This window comes from Reyranella sp. GW821-FHT12G01 (genome assembly GCF_058806575.1).
On record NZ_JBXAPV010000001.1, the window covers coordinates 128408 to 148527 of the forward strand.

The 20120-nt window shown below is 67.2% G+C and carries 20 protein-coding genes; 12 read left to right on the forward strand and 8 right to left on the reverse strand.

From position 1 onward, the window contains the following. Positions 1 to 96 precede the first annotated feature (96 nt). Together AC1RP5_RS00630 and AC1RP5_RS00635 are read right to left on the reverse strand one after the other, a co-directional pair. On the reverse strand, positions 97 to 1080 hold the full coding sequence (locus tag AC1RP5_RS00630) for a Bug family tripartite tricarboxylate transporter substrate binding protein (protein ID WP_493108623.1): 984 nt from the start codon (positions 1078 to 1080) through the stop codon (positions 97 to 99). A gap of 12 nt (positions 1081 to 1092) precedes the next feature. Further along, positions 1093 to 2493: a sulfatase-like hydrolase/transferase gene (locus AC1RP5_RS00635; protein WP_493108624.1), complete on the reverse strand. Its 1401-nt coding sequence runs from the start codon at positions 2491 to 2493 to the stop codon at positions 1093 to 1095. A 117-nt stretch (positions 2494 to 2610) separates the two neighbouring features. Here AC1RP5_RS00635 and AC1RP5_RS00640 point away from each other — a divergent pair, with 117 nt between their 5' ends. The 5 genes from AC1RP5_RS00640 to AC1RP5_RS00660 all read left to right on the forward strand — a co-directional run bounded on the left by AC1RP5_RS00640 (position 2611) and on the right by AC1RP5_RS00660 (position 7144). Further along, the gene (locus tag AC1RP5_RS00640) at positions 2611 to 3822 is read left to right on the forward strand and encodes a CaiB/BaiF CoA transferase family protein (protein WP_493108625.1); all 1212 of its coding nucleotides are present in this window, start codon (positions 2611 to 2613) and stop codon (positions 3820 to 3822) included. Positions 3823 to 3830: 8 nt separating this feature from the next. After that, positions 3831 to 5045 (forward strand): CaiB/BaiF CoA transferase family protein, encoded by a 1215-nt coding sequence (locus AC1RP5_RS00645; RefSeq protein WP_493108626.1) that lies wholly within the window; start codon positions 3831 to 3833, stop codon positions 5043 to 5045. Positions 5046 to 5054: 9 nt separating this feature from the next. Further along, on the forward strand, positions 5055 to 5390 hold the full coding sequence (locus AC1RP5_RS00650) for an Mpo1-like protein (protein ID WP_493108627.1): 336 nt from the start codon (positions 5055 to 5057) through the stop codon (positions 5388 to 5390). 82 nt (positions 5391 to 5472) lie between these two features. Beyond that, entirely contained in the window at positions 5473 to 6405 is a 933-nt protein-coding gene (trxA, locus tag AC1RP5_RS00655) for a thioredoxin (protein ID WP_493108628.1), read from the forward strand. 10 nt (positions 6406 to 6415) lie between these two features. Continuing rightward, positions 6416 to 7144, forward strand: a complete 729-nt coding sequence (locus AC1RP5_RS00660; RefSeq protein WP_493108629.1) for an LON peptidase substrate-binding domain-containing protein — start codon at positions 6416 to 6418, stop codon at positions 7142 to 7144. Between the two features lie 10 nt (positions 7145 to 7154). Here the strand turns inward: AC1RP5_RS00660 and dmeF are convergent, their stop codons facing one another. Together dmeF and AC1RP5_RS00670 are read right to left on the reverse strand one after the other, a co-directional pair. Continuing rightward, entirely contained in the window at positions 7155 to 8072 is a 918-nt protein-coding gene (gene dmeF / locus AC1RP5_RS00665; RefSeq protein WP_493108630.1) for a CDF family Co(II)/Ni(II) efflux transporter DmeF, read from the reverse strand. Positions 8073 to 8082: 10 nt separating this feature from the next. Continuing rightward, positions 8083 to 8358 (reverse strand): metal/formaldehyde-sensitive transcriptional repressor, encoded by a 276-nt coding sequence (locus AC1RP5_RS00670; RefSeq protein WP_493108631.1) that lies wholly within the window; start codon positions 8356 to 8358, stop codon positions 8083 to 8085. Positions 8359 to 8457: 99 nt separating this feature from the next. Here AC1RP5_RS00670 and AC1RP5_RS00675 point away from each other — a divergent pair, with 99 nt between their 5' ends. The 5 genes from AC1RP5_RS00675 to murJ all read left to right on the forward strand — a co-directional run bounded on the left by AC1RP5_RS00675 (position 8458) and on the right by murJ (position 13268). Continuing rightward, on the forward strand, positions 8458 to 9477 hold the full coding sequence (locus tag AC1RP5_RS00675; RefSeq protein ID WP_493108632.1) for a hypothetical protein: 1020 nt from the start codon (positions 8458 to 8460) through the stop codon (positions 9475 to 9477). A 62-nt stretch (positions 9478 to 9539) separates the two neighbouring features. Beyond that, positions 9540 to 9758 (forward strand): Trm112 family protein, encoded by a 219-nt coding sequence (locus tag AC1RP5_RS00680; protein ID WP_493108633.1) that lies wholly within the window; start codon positions 9540 to 9542, stop codon positions 9756 to 9758. Beyond that, on the forward strand, positions 9755 to 10165 hold the full coding sequence (locus tag AC1RP5_RS00685; protein ID WP_493108634.1) for a gamma-butyrobetaine hydroxylase family protein: 411 nt from the start codon (positions 9755 to 9757) through the stop codon (positions 10163 to 10165). Before AC1RP5_RS00680 ends, AC1RP5_RS00685 begins: the two co-directional genes overlap by 4 nt. Before the next feature lie 10 nt (positions 10166 to 10175). Next, positions 10176 to 11429, forward strand: a complete 1254-nt coding sequence (locus AC1RP5_RS00690) for a flavin-dependent oxidoreductase (RefSeq protein WP_493108636.1) — start codon at positions 10176 to 10178, stop codon at positions 11427 to 11429. 252 nt (positions 11430 to 11681) lie between these two features. Further along, the gene (gene murJ / locus AC1RP5_RS00695) at positions 11682 to 13268 is read left to right on the forward strand and encodes a murein biosynthesis integral membrane protein MurJ (RefSeq protein ID WP_493108637.1); all 1587 of its coding nucleotides are present in this window, start codon (positions 11682 to 11684) and stop codon (positions 13266 to 13268) included. On the opposite strand, the gene AC1RP5_RS00700 is transcribed toward murJ, so the two are convergent. Further along, complete coding sequence (locus AC1RP5_RS00700; RefSeq protein ID WP_493108638.1) at positions 13237 to 14193, reverse strand: M14 family metallopeptidase; 957 nt, start codon at positions 14191 to 14193, stop codon at positions 13237 to 13239. The two genes, murJ and AC1RP5_RS00700, sit on opposite strands and share 32 nt — an antisense overlap. Positions 14194 to 14248: 55 nt before the next feature. Between AC1RP5_RS00700 and AC1RP5_RS00705 the strand changes: the two genes are divergently transcribed. Further along, a complete protein-coding gene (locus tag AC1RP5_RS00705) occupies positions 14249 to 15541 on the forward strand; it encodes an MFS transporter (RefSeq protein WP_493108639.1) in 1293 nt (430 codons plus the stop codon). 13 nt (positions 15542 to 15554) lie between these two features. Here the strand turns inward: AC1RP5_RS00705 and AC1RP5_RS00710 are convergent, their stop codons facing one another. Together AC1RP5_RS00710 and AC1RP5_RS00715 are read right to left on the reverse strand one after the other, a co-directional pair. Further along, on the reverse strand, positions 15555 to 16487 hold the full coding sequence (locus tag AC1RP5_RS00710) for a diacylglycerol kinase catalytic domain-containing protein (RefSeq protein WP_493108640.1): 933 nt from the start codon (positions 16485 to 16487) through the stop codon (positions 15555 to 15557). Positions 16488 to 16494: 7 nt separating this feature from the next. Continuing rightward, positions 16495 to 17505 carry an SPFH domain-containing protein gene (locus tag AC1RP5_RS00715; protein ID WP_493108641.1) on the reverse strand — a complete coding sequence of 337 codons (1011 nt, stop codon included), beginning with the start codon at positions 17503 to 17505 and terminating at the stop codon, positions 16495 to 16497. Positions 17506 to 17656: 151 nt separating this feature from the next. Here AC1RP5_RS00715 and AC1RP5_RS00720 point away from each other — a divergent pair, with 151 nt between their 5' ends. Beyond that, a complete protein-coding gene (locus AC1RP5_RS00720) occupies positions 17657 to 18295 on the forward strand; it encodes an NUDIX hydrolase (protein WP_493108642.1) in 639 nt (212 codons plus the stop codon). 3 nt (positions 18296 to 18298) lie between these two features. Here AC1RP5_RS00720 and AC1RP5_RS00725 read toward each other — a convergent pair whose 3' ends face one another. Beyond that, positions 18299 to 20086: a peptide ABC transporter substrate-binding protein gene (locus AC1RP5_RS00725; RefSeq protein WP_493108643.1), complete on the reverse strand. Its 1788-nt coding sequence runs from the start codon at positions 20084 to 20086 to the stop codon at positions 18299 to 18301. Positions 20087 to 20120: the final 34 nt, after the last annotated feature.

Sequence of the window (20120 nt, forward strand, 5' to 3'; positions counted from 1 at the left end):
CTATATGCGCTTAGCGTGCGCGCACCCCTGTTTTGAAGGACAGGGGGAGATACGCGCACGGCCCCCCTTTGGCAAGGAACAGGGCCGGAAGCCCTGCTATTCGGCCGTCGCGCCCGACGCCTTGATGATCGGCACCCAGAGCGCCAGCTCGTCGCGCACCAGCTTGTCGACGGCGGCTGGCGGCTCGGGCGGCATCAGGTCGATGCCCTGGCCAGCCATCTTCTCGCGCACCGCCGGCAGCCTCGCGATGCGGATGAACTCCGCATTCAGCTTCTCGACCACCGGCGCCGGGGCGCCCTTCGGCATGGCGAAGCCCATCCAGGTGTTGAACACGTAGCCCTTCACGCCCTGCTCGACCATGGTCGGGACCTCGGGCAGCAGCTCGGAGCGCTGCTCGCTGGTGATCGCCAGCGCCTTCAGCTTGCCGCCCTTGATCTGACCGATGACGGTCGGCGTGTTGTAGAAGCCCATCGCCACTTCGCCGTTGGCGACGGCCATGATGCCGGCCGGCGTCGTGCGATAGGGCACGTGCTGCATCTTCACGCCGACGTCGCGCTCGAACAGCAGGGCCGACATGTGATGGCTGGTGCCGGTGCCGCCCGACGAATAGGTCATCTCGCCGGGCTTGGCCTTGGCCTGCGCGATCACGTCGGCGACGGTCTTCGCCGGATTGTCGGGATGCACGACCAGGATGTTGGAGACCGAGCCCGCGACGGCGACGGAGTCGAAATCCTTCACCGGGTCGTAGCCCGGCTTGGGATAGAGCCCGATGTTGAACACCACGGTGCCCTGCGAGATCAGGATCATCGTGTAGCCGTCGGGCGCCGCACGCGCCGCCTCGGCGGTCGCGATGGTGCCGCCCGCGCCGGTCTTGTTGTCGACCACGATGTTCTGGCCCAGCGCCTTGCCGAGTTCGTCGGCATAGATGCGCGTGATGATGTCGGCGGTGGCGCCGGGCGCCAGCGGCACGATCAGCCGGATGGGCTTGGCCGGCCAGGCTTGCGCCATGGTCCTCGTCGAGACGGCAGTCGTGACGGCGCTCAGACCAGCCGCCAAAAGGGTTCTCTTCGTCAGGACCATGGCTAACTCCTCCTAGAGGCCGACGGACCTCGCGACCAAGGCGGCGAGTTGCTTGCGTAATCGCGCGACCAGCCCCTGCTCCGATCGCTTGCCGATCAGGTTCTTCATTTCGTAGGGATCGGTCTTGAGGTCGTAGAGTTCGTCGCACGCGACGCCGTCGAGCGACTTCTGCGTCCAGTGGATGTACTTGTGACGCTTGGTGCGGATCGCCTTGTAGCTCATGCCCACCAGCCACGGCATGGCGTTCTCGCTGAAGTATTCGCACATGAACGAAGTGCGCCAGCCCTTCGGCTTCGCCCCCTTCGCCAGCGGCTTCAGCGACAGGCCCTGCATGGTCTTGAAGTCGGCGGCCTTGCCGCCGGCGAGATCGACCAGCGTCGGCGCGATGTCGAGCGCCAGCACCAGCTCGTCGCTCACCGTGCCGGGCTTGAACCAGGCGGGATAGCGGATGAGGAACGGCGACTTGATGCCTTCTTCGTAGGCGAAGCGCCGCTCCGGCCCGAGCCCGTGCTCGCCGAAGAAGTAGCCGTTGTCGCCCAGGAACAGGATGAAGGTGTTGTCGAGTTCGCCGTTCTCCTCGAGCACCTTGAAGATGTCGCCCATGCCTTCGTCGACCGAGGCCATCATCGCGGCGCGCAGGCGGATCTCCTCGTCGGTGCCGGCCAGGATGCCGTCCAGCACCTTGCGCGAGGCCTCGTTGACCCGCAGCGCATGGGCTTCCGTCCAGGCCGGCTTGTCCTTCACGACGTCGGCGGCCGGCAGCGCATTGGGCCGGCGCGGGAAGTGCTCGCCCTTGTAGAGATCGGCATGGCGCGGCGCGGGGCGGTAGCCGCCGTCGGTGAAGTCGATCGTGCCATCGGCCGCCTGGTAGGCGTCGGGATGCACGGCCTTGTGGGCGAAGAACAGGGCGAAGGGCTTGTCGCGCTTCTGCTTCAGGAAGTCGACGGCATGATCGTTCAGGAGATCGGTGATGTAACCTTCGTACTTCTTCTCGTCGCCGTCGATGTTCAGCACCGGATCGATGATCGAGCCGTGGCCGGGGAAGCTCACCCACTTGTCGTAGCCCGGCCGCGGGCCGCCGGAATTGCCCATGTGCCACTTGCCGATATGGGCGGTCTCGTAGCCCAGCCGCTGCAGGACGACGTGGTAGTTGGGCAGGCGGTGGCTGTGGGCGTCGCGCGCCACGTTGTCGATGATGCCGTGGCGGCTCGCATACTGGCCGGTCAGGATCGAGGCGCGGTTGGGCGAGCAGAGCGGCGTCGTGTGGAACGCCGAGGTGAACATCGCGCCTTCATGGCCGATGCGGTCGATATGCGGCGTCTTCATGTAGGGATGGCCGCAGATCCCCAGCTCGTCGAACCGCAGGTCGTCGATCAGGACGATCAGGAAATTGGGCTTGCGCTTCTTTGCCACGATGAAGTCCCCACACTGGAATTCCGCCAAGCACACCGCGTGCCGAAACGAGGCTAGCGAGCGGTGTTGACGGAGACCAGAGCCCCGCGCCCATATCGGCCGCGAAAGGGAAATTCCATGACCGAGACTGCCCTGCCGCTGGCGGGATTGCGCGTACTGGACATCAGTTCATTCATCGCTGCACCGGCCGCGGCCGTTGTGCTGGGCGACTGGGGCGCCGACGTCATCAAGGTCGAAGGGCCGGACGGCGATCCCAACCGCCGGATCATGCACGATTCGGCGAACTACCCGAAAAGCGAGGTCAACTATCCCTGGCAGATGGATTCGCGCAACAAGCGCTCCATCGTGCTCGATCTCAAGCAGGCCGACGCGCGTGCGGCCCTCGACCGGCTGATCGCGGTCTCCGACATCCTGATTTGCAACTTCCCGCCGCCGGTGCGCGACAAGCTCAAGCTCGCCTACGAGGACGTGAAGAAGGTCAATCCGAAGCTGATCTATGCGTCGCTCACCGGCTACGGCGAGAGCGGCCCCGACCGCGACCGGCCGGGCTTCGACGCCACCGCCTATTTCGCCCGCTCCGGCCTGCTCGATGCGCAGCGCTATGAAGGCGGGCCGCCGGGCGTACCCGGACCCGCGCAGGGCGACCGCGCCACGGCGATGGCGCTGGTGTCGGCGATCCTGATGGGCCTCATGAACCGCACCAAGACCGGCGAAGGCTCCTGGGTCGGCACGTCGCTGCTGGGCAACGGCCTGTGGTCGTGCGGTGTGATCGCGCAAGCAGCCCTGGTCGGCGCCTTCCTGCCGCACCGGCCGCCGCCCGACCGGCCGCGCTCGGCGCTGGGCAACATCTACCGCACTTCTGACGACCGCTGGCTGCAGCTCACCATCGTGCGCGCCGACAAACTGTGGGCGCCGCTCTGTCGGGCGATGGGGCTGGAAGCCCTGATCGAAGATCCGCGCTTCGCCACCGAGCCCGAGCGGCGCGCGCGTGCCGGCGAACTCGCCGGCATCCTGAGCGACACCTTCGCCACCAAGCGCTACGAGCACTGGCGCGAGGCGCTGGCGACGCACAGCGTCACCTTCGGGGTCATCAGCCGCCCGCAGGACGTGCCCGACGACGAGCAGGCCGTGGCCTGTGGCGCCGTGGTCGAGACTTCCATCCCCGACATGCCGCGCACCCTGGCCGATCCAATTCGCCTCAGCTTCGCCAGCCAGCGCGTCGCGCATGCCGCGCCAGCACTCGGCGAGCATGGCGAGCAGGTGCTGAGCGAAGCCGGCGTCAGCGCCCAGGAGATCGCGACCCTCAAGGCAAGCGGTGCGCTGCGATGAGCCCGTCGATGACCCCCGACGAACCGCTGCCGCTGGCCGGCCTCACCGTCCTCGACATCAGCTCCTTCATCGCCGCGCCCGCGGCGGCGGCGGCGCTGGGCGATTTCGGCGCCGACGTGATCAAGATCGAGCCGCCGGTCGACGGCGACCCGCATCGCAACAGCTTCCGTAACGCCAGCTACCCGCAGAGCGACCAGAATTTCCCCTGGCAGCTCGACGGCCGCCACAAGCGGTCGATCGCGCTCGACCTCAAGACCGATGGCGCCCGCACCATCCTCGAGCGGCTGGTGAAGCGCGCCGACGTGATGATCGTGAACTTCCCGCCGCCGGCCCGCGAGCGGCTGCGGCTGCGCTGGGAAGACATCGAGCCGATCAACCCTCGCCTCGTCTATTGCTCGCTGACGGGCTACGGCGAGACCGGTCCCGACCGCGACCGCCCGGGCTTCGACATCACCGCCTATTTCGGCCGCTCCGGCATCCTCGACGCCGCGCGCTATGACGGCGGACCGCCGGGCGTCTCACTGCCGGCGCAGGGCGATCGCGCCACCGCGATGACCCTGGTCGCCGCGATCCTGATGGGACTGCGCCGCCGCGACCAGACCGGCAAAGGCGGCTGGGTCGGCACCTCGCTCTATGCCAACGGTGTGTGGGCCAACGGCACCACCGCCGCCGGCGCCCTGGTCGGCGCGCAGCTGCCGGTGCGGCCGCCGCCCGACAAGCCGCGCAATGCGCTGACCAATCTCTACCGCACGAAGGACGATCGCTGGCTGCAGCTGCTGATGGTCCGCGACGACCGGCTGTGGGCCACCTTCTGCGGCATCATCGAGCGGCAGGATCTGGTGGCCGATCCGCGCTTCGTCGGACGCCCGGAGCGGCGCGCACATGCGCAGGAACTGCACGACCTGCTGCAGCCGGTGTTCGCCGGCCGCACCTACTCGGAGTGGGAAAAGCTGCTGTCCGGCACCGGCATTCCCTTCGGCGTGATCGGTCTGCTGTCCGACGTGATCGAGGACGAGCAGGCCGAGCATGCGGGCATCTTCGCCGACACGACCAACCCGGCGATCCCGCGCACGGTGAACACCCCGATCCGACTGGGCTTCGCCAAGCCGCGCACCGCAGGGCCGCCGCCCGAGGTCGGCCAGCACAATGACGAGGTGCTGCGCGAGACCGGCTTCAGCGAGGCCGAGATCGAGGCCCTCAAAAAAGGCGGCGCTTTGGGTTAAACTGTCGGCATGGCCTCCCGCTTCCGGACCTATGCCGAGTTCTGGCCCTTCTACCTGCGCGAGCACGCGAAGCCGTCGACGCGGGCGGTGCACTATGTCGGCACCATCGCGTCCGCGGCCCTCCTCATCTATGCGGTCGCCTCCCAGAACTGGTGGTGGCTGCTCGGCGTGCCGCTGTTCGGCTACGGACCGGCCTGGTTCGGCCACTTCTTCATCGAGAAGAACAAGCCCGCCACCTTCGAGGCGCCGTTCTGGTCGCTGATCAGCGACTACAAGATGTGCGGCCTGTTCCTGAGCGGCCGGCTGGGTGACGAACTGATGAAACACCAGGTCCGGGCGCCCTGAAATTCGAAGGAATCCCGGGGTTGCGTCCCCGGGGGTGCGACGCCACATTGCAGTCGAACCACCCCATTCCGGTTGAGGATTTATGGAAACGATGCTGCAGGGCGCCGCGCCGCAGGCTGCCCCCGCCGACCTGATCAAGGACAGCGACCAGACGAAGTTCGCCAAGGACGTGCTCGAAGCCTCGCGGACCGTCCCGGTCATCGTCGACTTCTGGGCGCCGTGGTGCGGCCCGTGCAAGACGCTCCAGCCGATGATCGAGAAGGTCGTCAAGGAGGCCAAGGGCGCGGTCAAGCTGGTCAAGATCGACATCGACAAGAACCAGATGCTGGCCCAGCAGCTGCGCATCCAGTCGATCCCGGCGGTCTATGCCTTCTTCGGCGGCCGTCCGGTCGACGGCTTCATGGGCGCGGTGCCTGAGAGCCAGCTCAAGGAATTCGTCGACCGCCTGATCCAGGCGTCGGGCGGAGTCACGGGCGATCCGGCCGCCGCCGAGGTGGCCGAACTGCTCGAACATGCCAAGGCCGCGGTCGCGCAGAACGACATGGACACCGCCGCGCAGATCTACAGCGAGATCCTGGGCGTCGAGCCGACCAACGTCGCGGCCCTGGCCGGCCTCGCCCGCTACCAGGTCTCGCTCGGCGACGTCGAGCAGGCCAAGGAGCTGCTGGAACAAATCCCCGCCAAGGAGCGCAATGGCGCCGACGTCGTGGCCGCGCAGGCCGCGATCGACCTCGCCGAGAAGGCCAAGGATGCCGGCCCCGTCGCCGACCTCAAGGCCAAGGCCGAAGCCGACCCGAAGGATTTTCAGGCGCGGCTCGACCTCGCGATGGCCTACTGGGCCGGCAGCCAGAAGCAGGAAGCCGTCGACGAGCTGCTCGCGATGATCAAGGCCGACCGGAACTGGAACGAGGCGGCCGCGCGCCAGCAGCTGCTGAAGTTCTTCGAGGCGCTGGGCTTCACCGATCCGATCTCGGTCGATGGCCGCAAGCGCCTGTCGACGATCCTGTTCTCGTGAGCGCCTTCGTATGAGTGATCGCGCACCGTCGTCGACGAGTCCGGGGCGCAATCCTTTCGAGCCGAGCTTCGAGCAGTTGCCCGAGACGCTGCCGATCTTCCCGCTGTCGGGCGTGCTGCTGCTGCCCGGCGGCAAGCTGCCGCTCAACATCTTCGAGCCGCGCTATCTGGCGATGATCTCCGATGCCCTCGCGGGCACCCGCATGATCGGCATGGTGCAGCCGCTGCAGCCCGGCGGCTTCGCCGGCGACGGTCTGCCGACCGACGATGGCCGCCCCAAGGTGCACCGGGTCGGCTGCGCCGGGCGCATCACCAATTTCAACGAGACCGAGGACGGCCGGCTGATGCTGGTGCTGAGCGGCGTCTGCCGCTTCGACATCGTGCGCGAGCTCGACCTCGCGCAGGGCGGCTACCGGCGCGTCTCGTCGGTGTTCTCGCCCTATCGCGCCGACCTCGACCATGCCGACGACATCGTCGAACTCGACCGCGACCGGCTGATGGCCGCCCTCGCCGCCTTCTTCCGCGGCCGCAAGCTCTCGACCGACTGGGACGCGGTGAACCAGGCGGCCGACGAGAACCTCGTCACATCGCTGTCGATGGTGTTGCCGCTGGGTCCTGCGGAGAAGCAGGCCCTGCTGGAAGCCGCCGACAGCACGGCGCGCGCCAAGCTCCTGATCGCGTTCCTGGAAATGAACGCTTTCGGCGATCCGTCCGACACACCGTCCGGCCGCAAGAACTAAGACCCATCCGTCAGCGGGTCTCGACCGTCACGTGCGCGAGTTCGTCCACCGGCGCGAGACGCTGGCGGATCGTCTCGCCGTCGACCGAGCCCGCGACGCTGACGATCGCCGCATGGGCGCCGGGACCGATCCGCCAGATATGCAAGTCGGTGATGCGCGCATCGCCCGGCCCTTCGACCTGCTCGCGGACTTCCGCCTCCAGGTGAGGATCGCTGGTGTCGAGCAGCACGGCGGAGGTGTCGCGCATGAGGCGCCAGGCCCACACCGCGATCACGATTCCGCCGACGATGCCCATCACCGGATCGAGCCAGACCCATCCGAGATAGCGCCCCGCCACCAGGGCGGCGATCGCCAGAACGGAGGTCAGCGCGTCGGCCAGCACATGCACGAACACCGAACGCAGGTTGTTGTCCTGGTGGGCATGGGCGTGTCCATGCTCATGCTCGTGGTGATGATCGTGATGTCCATGATTACCAGACAGCAGGAACACGCTCGCCACGTTGACCGCCAGGCCGAGCACGGCGACCAGCGTCGCTTCGCCGAAGGCCACCGCTGACGGATCGAAGAGACGGCCAACCGATTCCGCGGCGATCCCGACCGCGATCAGCGCCAGGACCAGCGCCGAGGCGAAACCCGACAGATCGCCGACCTTGCCCGTTCCGAAGGTGAAGCGCCGGTTGGCGGCGTGCCGGCGCGCGTAAGCATAAGCGCCGGCCGCCACCGCGAGCGCGCCGGCATGCGTGGCCATGTGGAAACCGTCGGCCAGCAGGGCCATCGAGTTGAAGGCGATGCCGGCGGCGATCTCGCCGACCATCATCAACGCGGTCAGCACCACGACCCACAGCGTGCGCCGTGCGTTCTCGTCGTGCCGATCCCCCAGGAACACGTGATCGTGGGAGAGCCGTTCGATATCCCGCAACGTGGTCATGATGTGCTCCTCACTTCGCGTAGCGGCGGACGACGGCGATCAGTTCCTCGGCACCGGCCGCACGGGCCGCGCTGTCGAGGCCCGGTCGCGCGACATGCTCGCGCACATGATCCTCGATCAGCTCGCCCATCAGGCCGTTGAGCGCGCCGCGGGCGCCCGCGACCTGCTGCAGGACCGCCGCGCAGTCGGCCTCCTGTTCGATCGCCTTCTCGATCGCCGCCATCTGACCCGCGATGCGACGGACCCGCGCGACGAGCTGCGCTTTCTTCTTCTGGAGATGTGCCATGATATACCCCCCTATACTATCAGGCACTCGATGGAAAGCCCCGGCACCCTTTGGTAGGCTGGCGGACGCTTCCGTCCGACCGTTCAGGATCAGCCCCTCATGCTTCCCAAGACCGCCGCAGCCGCCGTCCTTGCCCTGACGGTCCTTTCCGGCACGCCGGCCGATGCCCTGGCCTGGGGTGCCACCGGCCATGAATGGATTTCCGGCATCGCCCTCGAGAAGCTGCCCGACACCGTGCCGGCCTTTCTCCGCACGCCGCAGGCGATCGCCGAAGGGGCGGTCATGGGGCGCGAACTCGATCGCTCCAAAGGATCTGGCCGCACGCACGATGCCGAGCGCGACGCCGGCCACTTCGTCGCCCTGGCCGACGACGGCTCGGTGCTGGGCGTGCTGCCGCTGGCGCAGCTTCCGCAGACCCGCGAGGAATACGACACGCTCCTGCGGGCCAAGGGCTTTACGCAATACCGGGCTGGCTACCTGCCGTACGCGATCGTTGATGGCTGGCAGCAGCTGCGAAAAGACTTCGCCTACTGGCGCGCGGCGGTGAAGGGCGCGGAGACCGCGACGACGCCGGAGGAGAAGGCGTGGTTCGAGGCCGACCGGAAGCTGCGCGAGAAGCTCACGCTGCGCGACCTCGGCATCTGGAGCCACTATGACGGCGACGCCTCCCAGCCGCTTCATGTCTCGGTGCACGGCAACGGCTGGGGCAACTTCCCGAACCCCGGCGGCTACACGACCGAGAACATCCATGCCTATTTCGAGGGCGAGTTCGTGAAGAACAACCTTTCGCGCGCCGCCGTGGCGGCCGAGGTCGGTCCCTATCGGTCCTGTGGCGGATGTTCGGTCGAGGCGCGCACCAGGCAGTTGCTCGAAACCACGCTTGCCCAGGTCGTGCCGCTCTATGCGCTGGAGAAGGAAGGCGGCTTCAAGGCGGGCGATCCGCGCGGCATCGCGTTCGTGACGGGCAGGCTCGCGGCAGGTGCAGGCACCCTGCGGGACATGATCGTCGATGCCTGGGAGGCCAGCGCGGAAACGCCGATCGGCTATCCCATGGTCAACGTGAAGGACATCGAGAGCGGCAAGGTCAGGGCCACGATCGACCTGTTCGGCGCCGACTAGGGCCGCCGCCGGCCGACGTGCTATAAAGGAGGCCGCTCAAGAATCAGGAAAAGAAACGCGCGATGAGCCCTCCATCGGACGACCCCGCCGCCCCGCGCCGTGCCGGCGTGGACCCCAAGCTGCTCGAGATCCTGGTCTGCCCGGCCACGCATACGACGCTGGAGTACGACGCCGCGGCCGGCGAGTTGATCAGCCGCAAGGCGGGCCTCGCCTATCCGATCCGCGACGGCATCCCCATCATGCTGGTGAGCGAAGCCCGCCAGCTCCGCGACGTGCCATGACCGCCGAGTTCCCCAAGGCCGTGCCCGACGACGGCAGCTACGAATCGACCACCGCACCGTGGCCGACCGAATTGCGCGTCTTCAAGGAGGAAGGCCGGCTGGAAGTCGATTTCTCCGACGGCCACGCCTGCGCGCTCTCCGCCGAATATCTGCGGGTCGAGAGCCCGTCGGCCGAAGTGCAGGGCCACGGACCGAACCAGAAGAAGATCGTCGCCGGCCGACGCCACGTGAAGATCGTGTCGGTCGAGCCGGTCGGCCACTACGCGATCCGCATCGTGTTCGACGACCGCCACGACAGCGGCATCTACAGCTGGGCCTATCTGCGCGAGCTCAGCGAGACGCGGGCCGAGCGCTGGGCGACCTACGAGGCGGCGCTGGCGCAGCGCGGCCTCAATCGCGACACCTGACGTCCGGTCGATGAAGATCGTCATTGCCGGCGCCGGGATCGGCGGGCTGACCGCGGCGATGTGCCTGCATCGCGCGGGCTTCGAGGTCCATGTCTACGAGGCCGTGTCGGAGATGCGGCCGCTGGGCGTCGGCATCAACATCCAAGCCAACGCCGTGCGCATCCTGAGCGGGCTCGGCCTCGAACCCGCACTCGCCGCCACCGCCGTCGAGACGCGCGAGCTGCGCTTCGCCAACCGGCACGGCCAGACGATCTGGGCCGATCCGCGCGGCCGCCATGCCGGCCTGCCGTGGCCGCAATTCTCGATCCATCGCGGCGAGCTGCAGATGATCCTGTTCCACGCCGCGCAGGAGATGCTGGGCGCGAACCGTATCCGCTTCGGCCGGCGCATCGCGCGCTTCGCGCAGCATCACGGCAAGGTCACGGCGCACTTCACCGATCGCGACGGCATGCCGGCCGAGAACGTCGAGGCAGACCTGTTGATCGGCGCCGACGGCATCCATTCGGCGGTGCGGGCGCACTATTATCCCGACGAAGGCCCGCCCAAGTGGCAGGGCATCCTGATGTGGCGCGGCGTCACCGTGGGCAAGCCGTTCCTCGGCGGCAACACGATGGTGCAGGCGGGCCATCACAACCAGAAATTCGTCTGCTATCCGATCAGCCGCGCCCATGCCGAACGCGGCGAGGCGCTGATCAACTGGATCTGCGACCTGCATCTGGGCGGCGGCGAGCTGCCCTCGCGCGAGGACTGGAACAAGCCCGGCCGGCTGGAGGATTTCCTGCCGCGCTTCGCCGACTGGAACTTCGGCTGGCTCGACGTGCCGGAAGTGATCCGCACCGCGCACACGATCCTGGAATTCCCGATGGTCGACCGCGATCCGCTGCCGCGCTGGAGCCGTGGCCGCGTCACACTGCTGGGCGATGCGGCGCACCCGATGTATCCGATCGGCTCGAACGGCGCCTCGCAGGCGATCTTCGACGGCGAGGCGATCACGCAGGAGCTGAGCGTGGGCGACGATCCGGAGAAGGCGCTGCAGCGCTACGAAGAGCGGCGCCTGCCGCCGACCGCGCGCATCGTCGAGAGCAACCGGCGCAAGGGCATCGACGTGATGCTCGACATCGTCGAGCAGCGCGCACCGCAGGGTTTCACCGATCTCGAAAGCGTGCTGCCGGCGGACGAACTCGAGAAGATCGTCGGCGACTACAAGAAGCTGGTCGCGCAGGATCGCGAGACATTGCTGAAGATGGCGGGCGCCCCGACGTGAGGTGCACAAAAGAAAACCGGCCCCTCTCGGGACCGGCCGTGGTGATGGTTTAAACCGACCATTACATCGCCGGCCACCACCGAGAGAGAATATGCCAGAGAGCGATGACGGATTTATGGCTATCAGATCGGCTTTTCCGTTCCTCTCCCCCGATAGGGGGAGAGGCTAGGTGAGGGGGTTACAGGTGGTGCGTCGCCCCCTCACCCAACCTCTCCCCCTATCGGGGGAGAGGAGACAGAGGAGGAGAAGGGCGTGAGTCTCGCGCGATCCATCGCAACGGTCGGCGGCTTTACCCTGCTGAGCCGCGTCGTGGGTTTCGTACGCGACATCGTCCTGTCGGCGGTGCTGGGCTCGGGCGCCGTCGCCGACGCCTTCTTCGTCGCCTTCAAGCTGCCGAACTTCTTCCGTCGCCTGTTCGCCGAGGGTGCCTTCTCGGCCGCCTTCGTGCCGCTGTTCGCGCGCGAGCTGACGGGCGGCGGCCGCGCCGAGGCGATGGCCTTCGCGCGCCAGGCACAGGCGGCGCTGCTGCTGGTGCTGATCCCGTTCACCGTGATCCTGATCTTCGCGATGCCCTGGGTGATGGGCCTGCTCGCGCCCGGCATGGTCGACGACCTCCCGACCTTCGCCATGGCCGTCGATTTCGGCCGCATCACCTTCCCCTATCTCCTGTTCATCTCGCTGGCCTCACTCTATGGCGGCGTGCTGAACGGCATCGACCGCTTCGCCCATGTCGCGGCGACCCCGGTGCTGCTGAACCTCGCGCTGATCGCCGCCGTGCTGGGCCTGACGCCGCTGCTGCCCAACTCGGGCTATGCCGCCTCGATCGGCGTGGCGATCGCCGGCGTCCTGCAATGGGTCTGGCTGCTGATCGCCTGCGCCCGCGACGAGGTCGGCATGGCGCTGACGCGGCCGCGCTGGACGCCCCGCGTGGCGCGGCTAGTGAAGCTCGCGACGCCGGTCGCCATCGGCGGCGGCGTGCAGCAGATCAGTGTCGTGCTCGATGTCGTATGGGCCTCGCTGCTGCCCGTCGGCACGATCTCCGCGCTCTATTATGCCGACCGCATCGCGCAGTTGCCGCTGGGCGTCGTCGGCATCGCCATCGGCACGGCGCTCCTGCCGCTGCTGGCCCGCGAGCTGCGGGCCGGCAACACGCAGTCGGCCATGACCAACCAGAACCGCGCCCTCGAATTCGGCCTGCTGTTCAGCCTGCCGGCCGCGGTGGCCCTGTGGTTCCTGGCCGATCCGATCATCCGCGTGCTGTTCGAGCGCGGCCGGTTCACGAGCGAGGACACGCTCCGCACGGCCGGCGCCCTGGCCGCCTTCGCCGTCGGACTGCCGGCCTTCGTGCTGGTCAAGGCGCTGGCGCCTGGCTTCTTCGCCCGCGAGGACACCCGCACGCCGCTCTACATCGCGCTGGCGGCGATCACCGCCAACATCCTGTTCAACGTCTACTTCCTGTTCGCGACGTCGCTCGCCCAGGTCGGCATCGCGCTCGCCTCCTCGCTGTCGGGCTGGCTGAACGCGGCCCTGCTGGCGGCGGTGCTGCGACGGCGCAATCACCTCGTTCCGGACCGACGCCTGATCTCGCGCACGATCCGCGTCGCCGGCGCGACCGCCGGTATGGGCGTGGCGCTGTGGCTGGGGTTGATCTGGCTGGCCAAGCCGCTGTCGCACGCCGATGTCGCGGGCGGCATAGCGCTGGCCGGCATCTGCCTGATCGGCATGGTGGCCTACGCCGTGCTGGGCACGGCGCTGGGCGTCGTTCGGGTCTCGGAGCTGCGCTACGTGATGCGCCGCCAGCCCGGCCTCAGGTCAGCCGACCCAGGCGAACAACCGTAACGCCCGGCCGCAGCGGCCGGCTCGACGAGGGCATGACCAGCACGCAGTTGTCGTAGGGCGTCGTCACCGGCTCGTCGTCGTCGTGGCCCAGCACGGTGCCCGCCTTGGCGATCACGTCCTGACCCTCGAAGCGCTGCGCCGCCGTGAAGTTGCCGCGCTTGGTGGCGACGGCATGGGTCACCTCGACGACGCGCTGCTTTTCCGGCGTCGGCTGGCGCCAGCCGGCCGGCAGGTCGCTCTCCTCGAGGATGCCGGCCACGACCAGGAAGCGCGCCGTCACGTCCTTGGCGACGACCACCGACGAGGCGCGCCAGTGCTGGCCGGTCTCGATCAGCAGCGCGTTCTTCGGGCTCTTCGGGTCGCCGAAGCCGCCATAGTCGCGCATGCGCATGCCGGCGGCGTGACCGGCGTCGCGCACGATGTCGACCGGCGTGCCGATCGCCTTGGCGAATGCAACGCCCTTGTCGAGCGGGCCCGACAGCATCAGCGGCACGCAATCGTCGTGCATCGAGTGGAGGTCGAGCAGCAGGTCCGCACGCTCGACGAACGGCTTCAGGACCTGCGCGCGCTTCGTCTCTACGGTGGTCGCGGGCTCGTCGATGCGGCCCCACACGCGGTTGAAATCCTCGTCGACCAGGCGCGACTTGAAGGGCGTCTTGTGGTCGAACGAGTGATAGGCCTCGATATTGTTGAAGGTCAGGATCAGCGTGCCCTTGCGCGGCTTCACCTTCGCTGACAGCAGCGCATCGACCACGATGGCGCCCGACACCTCGTTGCCGTGCGTCAGCGAGGTCACCATCACGGTCGGCCCCGGCTTGCCGCTCTCCAGCACGTGGATGTAGGGCGCGGCGCCCTTCTCCCACTTGCGCAGGTCGGGGAAGGCAAATTCGATCGGCGGCGGCGTATCGGGCATGTTTCTGACCATCGGCAGGTTGCACCGTTCCTTCGCATGCTAGTTTAGCGCCGACAAGGAGAAGCAAATGGCGCGCAGCCGTTACCGGTGGTTCATCATCTTCCTGCTGTTCGCGATCACGGTCGTGAACTACGTCGACCGGGCGGCCCTCTCCTACGCCATTCCCCTGATCCAGCGGGACTTAGGCCTCTCGCCGGCCGAGACCGGCGGCATCCTGGGCGCCTTTGGCCTCGGCTATGCCATCACCACCCTGATCGGCGGCTTCGCCGTGGACCGCTACGGGGCGCGGCTGATCCTCACGATTGCAGCCGTGCTGTGGAGCCTCTCCATCGGCGCCACCGCGCTCGCGAACAGCGTCGCCATCCTCTATGCAGCCCGTGTGCTGTTGGGCGTCTCCGAAGGCCCCAACTTCCCGGCCCTCACCGGCGCGGTCAGCCACTGGCTGTCGCCACACGAGCGGGCGACGGCGCTGGCCAACGCCCTGCTGGCGGTGCCTCTGGCGCTGGCCATCGGCGGCCCGCTGGTGACGCAGCTGCTGGGCTGGCTCGACTGGCGCATGACCTTCGCAGCACTCTTCGTGCTCTCGGCCGCCTGGATCCCGCTCTGGTACTTCTGCTTCCGCGACGATCCCTCGCAGTCGCGCCACGTGAACGAAGCCGAGCTCGCCCATATCCGCACGACCGAACCCGGCATGACCGCCGCCCCGCATGCGGTGCTGAAGTCGTGGCCCGAGGCCTCCGTGCTGAAGGAACTGCTGACCAACCGGACCTTGCTCGCCAACTACTGGGCGTTCTTCGTGTTCGGCTATTTCCTGTTCTTCTTCATGACCTGGCTGCCGAGCTACCTGGAGCAGAAGTACGGGCTGAACCTGGCTTCGGTCGGCCTGTTCTCGGTGCTGCCCTGGCTGTCGGCCGCGGTCCTGCTCTGGGCGATGGGACGCTGGTCGGACCATCTGCTGAAGACCACCGGCAGCCTGCGCATCTCGCGCTCCTACCTGATCGCGGGCAGCCAGTTCGTCGCCGCCCTCGCCGTCATCCCGGTGGCGCTGACCAACGATCTCACCGTCGCCATCGCCGGCATCACGCTTGCGGTCGCTTCGTCGATGGGCTCGAACGCCGCCTATTACGCAGTGAACGTCGACATCGTGCCGCAGCGCGCCGCGACCGCGCTCGGCATCATGGATTTCGCCTTCGCCATCGCGGGCTTCCTGGCGCCCGCCGTCACCGGCTGGGTGCTGAACCTGCGCGGCGACTTCGCCGACGGCTTCCTGCTGATGACGGCACTCGCGCTGTCGTCGGTGCTGGTGGTCCTGCTGTTCCACCATCCCGACCAGGATCGCGAGGCAGCAGGCCCGGCCTGACCAGGCCGGCGCTCTAGACGACGATCTGGCCGCGCCGCGATGCAACGCCGATCGTTGCTATGGCCCCGCTGTTGAAGGCAAGGCGGTCTTCTTCGATGCCATCGCTGAAGATCGTGCCGTTCTCGGGCATGAGCGATGTGATCCGCAGCGTCTCCCCTCCCGTCACGCGGCCGAACACCAGATCGGCCTGCGAGCTGCGACTGGGGAACGGCTCGCGGACACAGAAGCGGAGTTCCCTCGCATTCCAGGCGAAACGACTGTCGAGAGAGGTCACGGTTCCGCTCAACGCGGCGTTCATGCCGGCCCATCCCGCATAGATGCTTCGCATCCAGCCCGTCGACCCGAGGCCGGTCGAGACGATCACCCCGCTCGAGGACTGGCGTTCCTCGCGGTCGCCGAGCGCCAGCACGTAGCGCGCCGAGACGTGGCTGCGCGGTCCGATGAACAGGTCGTTGACGGCGAACAGCTCCTGGCCGTCGTTGAGCGTCGCCCGCGCCATTGCGATCTCTTCCGTCCGCCGGCGGCCGGCGAGATGGTCGCGCAGGGCAGCGCCCACGTCCCGGGGCGTGAACGGCAGCAGCACGCCGTCCCAACGTGCCGGATCGGGATTCACCCCGACGACGGCCTGCGTATCGAGATACTTCAGGGCGTTGGCGACCAGGCCGTCCTGACCGAGCGCCACCACGACGTCCGTCGGACCGAACACGTAGCTGGGCAGATGCTTGCGCTGCAGGCGATGAATGCGCCCGATCTCCCGCAGCGCGTCCTCGGTTTCATGCAGCGCTTCACGATAACGGTCGTGCTCGGCGACATAGTCCGAGAAGTCCGCACCGAGGCTTTCGACATAGAAGCGCGCCTGGCCGATCGTGTTGAACCTGCCCACCAGCTCATCCAGCCGGGAGGGCCGGACGACCACCACGAGGCGTCTTTCGGTGATCTGGGCCATGACCCGCCTACCGGCTCTTCATCAGGTCGCGGAGCAGGTCGGGCTGGATGTTCAGCTCGCCGATCCGCTGGGCGTTTTCGGCGAGAGAGCGGAACGCCGTCGCCACGATCTGGTCGGGTTGCATGCCGGCGGTGGCCAGGGCCTGGACGACCGTCGGGTTGGCATCGGCGAAAGCTTTCATCGCCGCGGCGATGCCGTAGGCTCTGGCGTCGGCCTCTTCGCGCGCGTTCTCGGTAACGAGCGAGATCAGCTGGCGATTGCGCTCCTCGATCTCGATCTTGCCTTCCATGCCGGCGCGAGCGATCTCCTGCTCCTTGGCCTTGACCGCGCGCTCGACGTCCATCTGCGCTTCGCGAACCTGCTGGCGCTTTCCCTCGACGGCGATCTCGGTATTGAGTTCGTTCTCCTTGATCGCCCGCTCGTGCTCGACGGCGGCGTTCCGGCGGCTGTAGGTCGCCTCGTCGGCTTGTCGCAGCAGCGCCTCGCGGGCTTCCGCTTCGAGAGCCCTCGCCGTTTCGGGCTTGGGGCGTACGGCAAGCACCGACAGGCCCAGTACCTCGACACCGAGTGCAACGATGACCGGGTTGGCCTTCAGGGCTTCGCCCACGTTGAGGCCGAGCCTGTCGCCGGCCGCGAGCACCGCGCGCAGATCGAGAGACTGGACCTCCGAGCGCATCAACACCTGGACCTGATGCATGACCCGCTGGCCGAGCTTGCCGGGATCTTCCGACACGTACTTGCCTTTGGCATCGAGCGTGAAGTTCATCATCTTCGCCAGCCGGTGCGGGTCGTTGACCCGGTACGAGACCTGGCCCTGGACGGTCACTTCCTGGAAATCCGCCGTGGTCTCCTGGACGATGAACGGCTCGTCGACACTGGCGGTCGGGACCAGCGCGATGCCGGCCGTCGGGGCGAAATAGAAGAACGACTGTCCCGTGCCCTCACGGCGCAGCCGTCCGTTACGGAAATACAGGATGTGCTGGGTGGGCTCGCTCTTGATGAAACGCATTCCGAACATCGGTTCCTCCTAGTTAGTGTCTATTATCTACTAACTTATATTCCCATTGTCAATAACTGAAATCTCGCGCAAATAGCGAGCGTGGGAGGAAGCGATGGCGAGCAGGGACGAGAGCGGAAAAACGGCAGGCTGGACGACCCCGATCGCTACCGTGGACGTCGTGATCCTGCGGCTGGCCGGGCAGGCATTGAGCGTCCTGCTGTCGCAAAGGAGCGAGGAACCGGCGAAGGGAGCCTGGGCGCTGCCCGGCGGCTTCATTCGAAGCAACGAGGACGGCTCGCTCGAGGATGCGGCACGGCGCGTCCTTTCGGCCAAAGCCGGCGCGCGGTCTCCCTATCTCGAGCAGTTGCAGACATTCGGCGGACCAGATCGCGACCCGCGCGGATGGTCACTGACCGTCGCCTACTTCGCTCTGATCGGCGGCGATGCCATCGACCCTCCCGACATTGGCCGCTGGTTCCCGGTGCGTGAAAGCGGCGTCGAGGCCGACCTGCCATTCGACCATGCCAACATATTGGCGGCCGCGATCGAGCGCGTGCGACGCAAGGTCGAATATTCAAGCGTGCCGGTGCACCTGCTGCCGGAAGCCTTCACGCTTTCGGAGCTCCAGGAGGTCTACGAGATCTTGCTGGGCAAGCCGCTCGACAAGTCCGCCTTCCGCAAGAAGATCGCGGCCATGGACTTCTTGGAGCCGATCACCGGCGAGCAGCGGCGCGGCAGCAATCGGCCGGCCCAGCTGTTCCGCGCCCGCGATCCACGTGGCCTGGTCTTGTTCGATCGTCTCGTCTGACCGTTACCCGTCGCGATACCAGTTCGCGAGGTCCCAGGTGTTGTTGTCCCAGCCGCTGATGTTGGCGACGAGGTTGTGGATCAGCGCGACGGCGCCGGGTCGCGCGACCAACGGGATGACGACCTGGTTGTTCACCACCAGCTCGTTGCACTTGATCAACAGCGCAGCCCGCTTGATGGGGTCGAGTTCGGTCTGCGCTGCCTTGTAGGTCTCGTCGTATTCCGGGCTCTGCCAGCGCGTGATGTTGCGGCCCTGCCACTTGTTCTCTTTCTGCGCGGCCTCGAACGAACAGAACTGGCGCAGGAACACCTCCGGGTCGGGGGCATTCATGCCGTTGTTGTACATCTGCAGGTCGGCATAGAAGTGCGGATAGGTGTCGGGATTGGCGACGTCCGACGAGAAGAACACCGACGCCGTGACCGACTTCAGGTCGACGTCGATGCCGGCCTTCTGCAGCGCCTGCTTGATGATCTGCTGCGTCTTCTGGCGCGGCTGATTGATCGAGGTCTGGTAGACCCATTTCAGCTTCTTGCCGTCCTTGGCGCGGATGCCGTCGGGACCGCGCGCATAGCCCGCCTTGTCGAGCAGGGCGTTGGCCTTGTCGATGTTGAACTCGTACTTCGTCGTCTTCGAGCGGAACTTCTCGGGATTGTTGATGTAGTTCGCCGTCGCGAGGCCGATGCGGCCATAGATGTGCTTCTCGATCGAATCGCGGTCGATCAGCAGCGCCAGCGCCTGCCGCACCGCCGGATCGGTGAGCGTCGGGTGCTTGACCTTGAGGCTCGACCGCTCGCCGTCGATCTCGACATTGGGGTCGGTGTTGTTCACCTGCAGGTGCTCGATGCCACCGCCGGGCGAGATGACGACGCGGCCCTTGCCGCCCTTCTCCATGCGCACGAGGATCTCGTCCTCGACCTGCAGGTTCCAGGCGAAGTGGAATTCGCCGGTCTGCAGCACGGCGCGCGCCGCCGACACGGCATCGCCACCGCCCTTCATCTCGATCGCGTCGAAGTACGGCCGGTTGGGCACGTGATAGTCGAGGTTGATTTCGCCCGCGACCAGGTCGCCCGGCTTGAAGTCCTTGTACTTGTAGGGGCCGGTGCCGATCGGCTTCAGGTTGGCCGGCGCCTCGCGCGACTTGGCGCCGATGTAATCGGCGAACAGGTGCTTGGGAATGATGCCGCCCGCCCAGCCGACGAAGGCGTCGGCCCAGAACGGCGTGGGCTGCTTGAACTTAACGACGACGGTGTAGTCGTCGATCTTCTCGACCACAACGTCCTTGTAGGAGCCGCTGCTGACCGCCGAGGTCGCGGGATCGCTGGCATAGGCCCAGGTGAAGACGACGTCGTCGGCCGTGAAGGGCTTGCCGTCATGCCATTTGACGCCGCGCTTCAGCTTCCAGGTCACCGACTTGCCGTCGGCGGCGATGCCGTCCTCGCGCGTGGGGATCGACGCGGCGAGCTTGGGCTGGAGATTGCCATCGCGGTCCCAGGCGCCGAGCGGCTCGTAGAACAGGCGCGACGCGTCCTGGTCCTTGGTGCCGACGGCGAAATGCGGATTGAGGAGCGTCGGCCCCTGCCACCACATCACCTTCAACAGGCCGCCGCCGCCGCGCTTGGTCGGTTTGTAGGGCGCGTTCGATTGCGCCATCGCCACGCCCGAGAAGGCGAGAAGCTGGGTCGCCATCGGTGCGGTGAGCCCGACCGCCGCCATCCGTTTCACGAAGCCACGACGGGACAGCCCGCCCGCCTTCACCTTGTCGATGAGACCACGCAAGCCACGCTCGTCCATTGGATGCCTCCAATCAGAGTGTCGAAGCCGATTT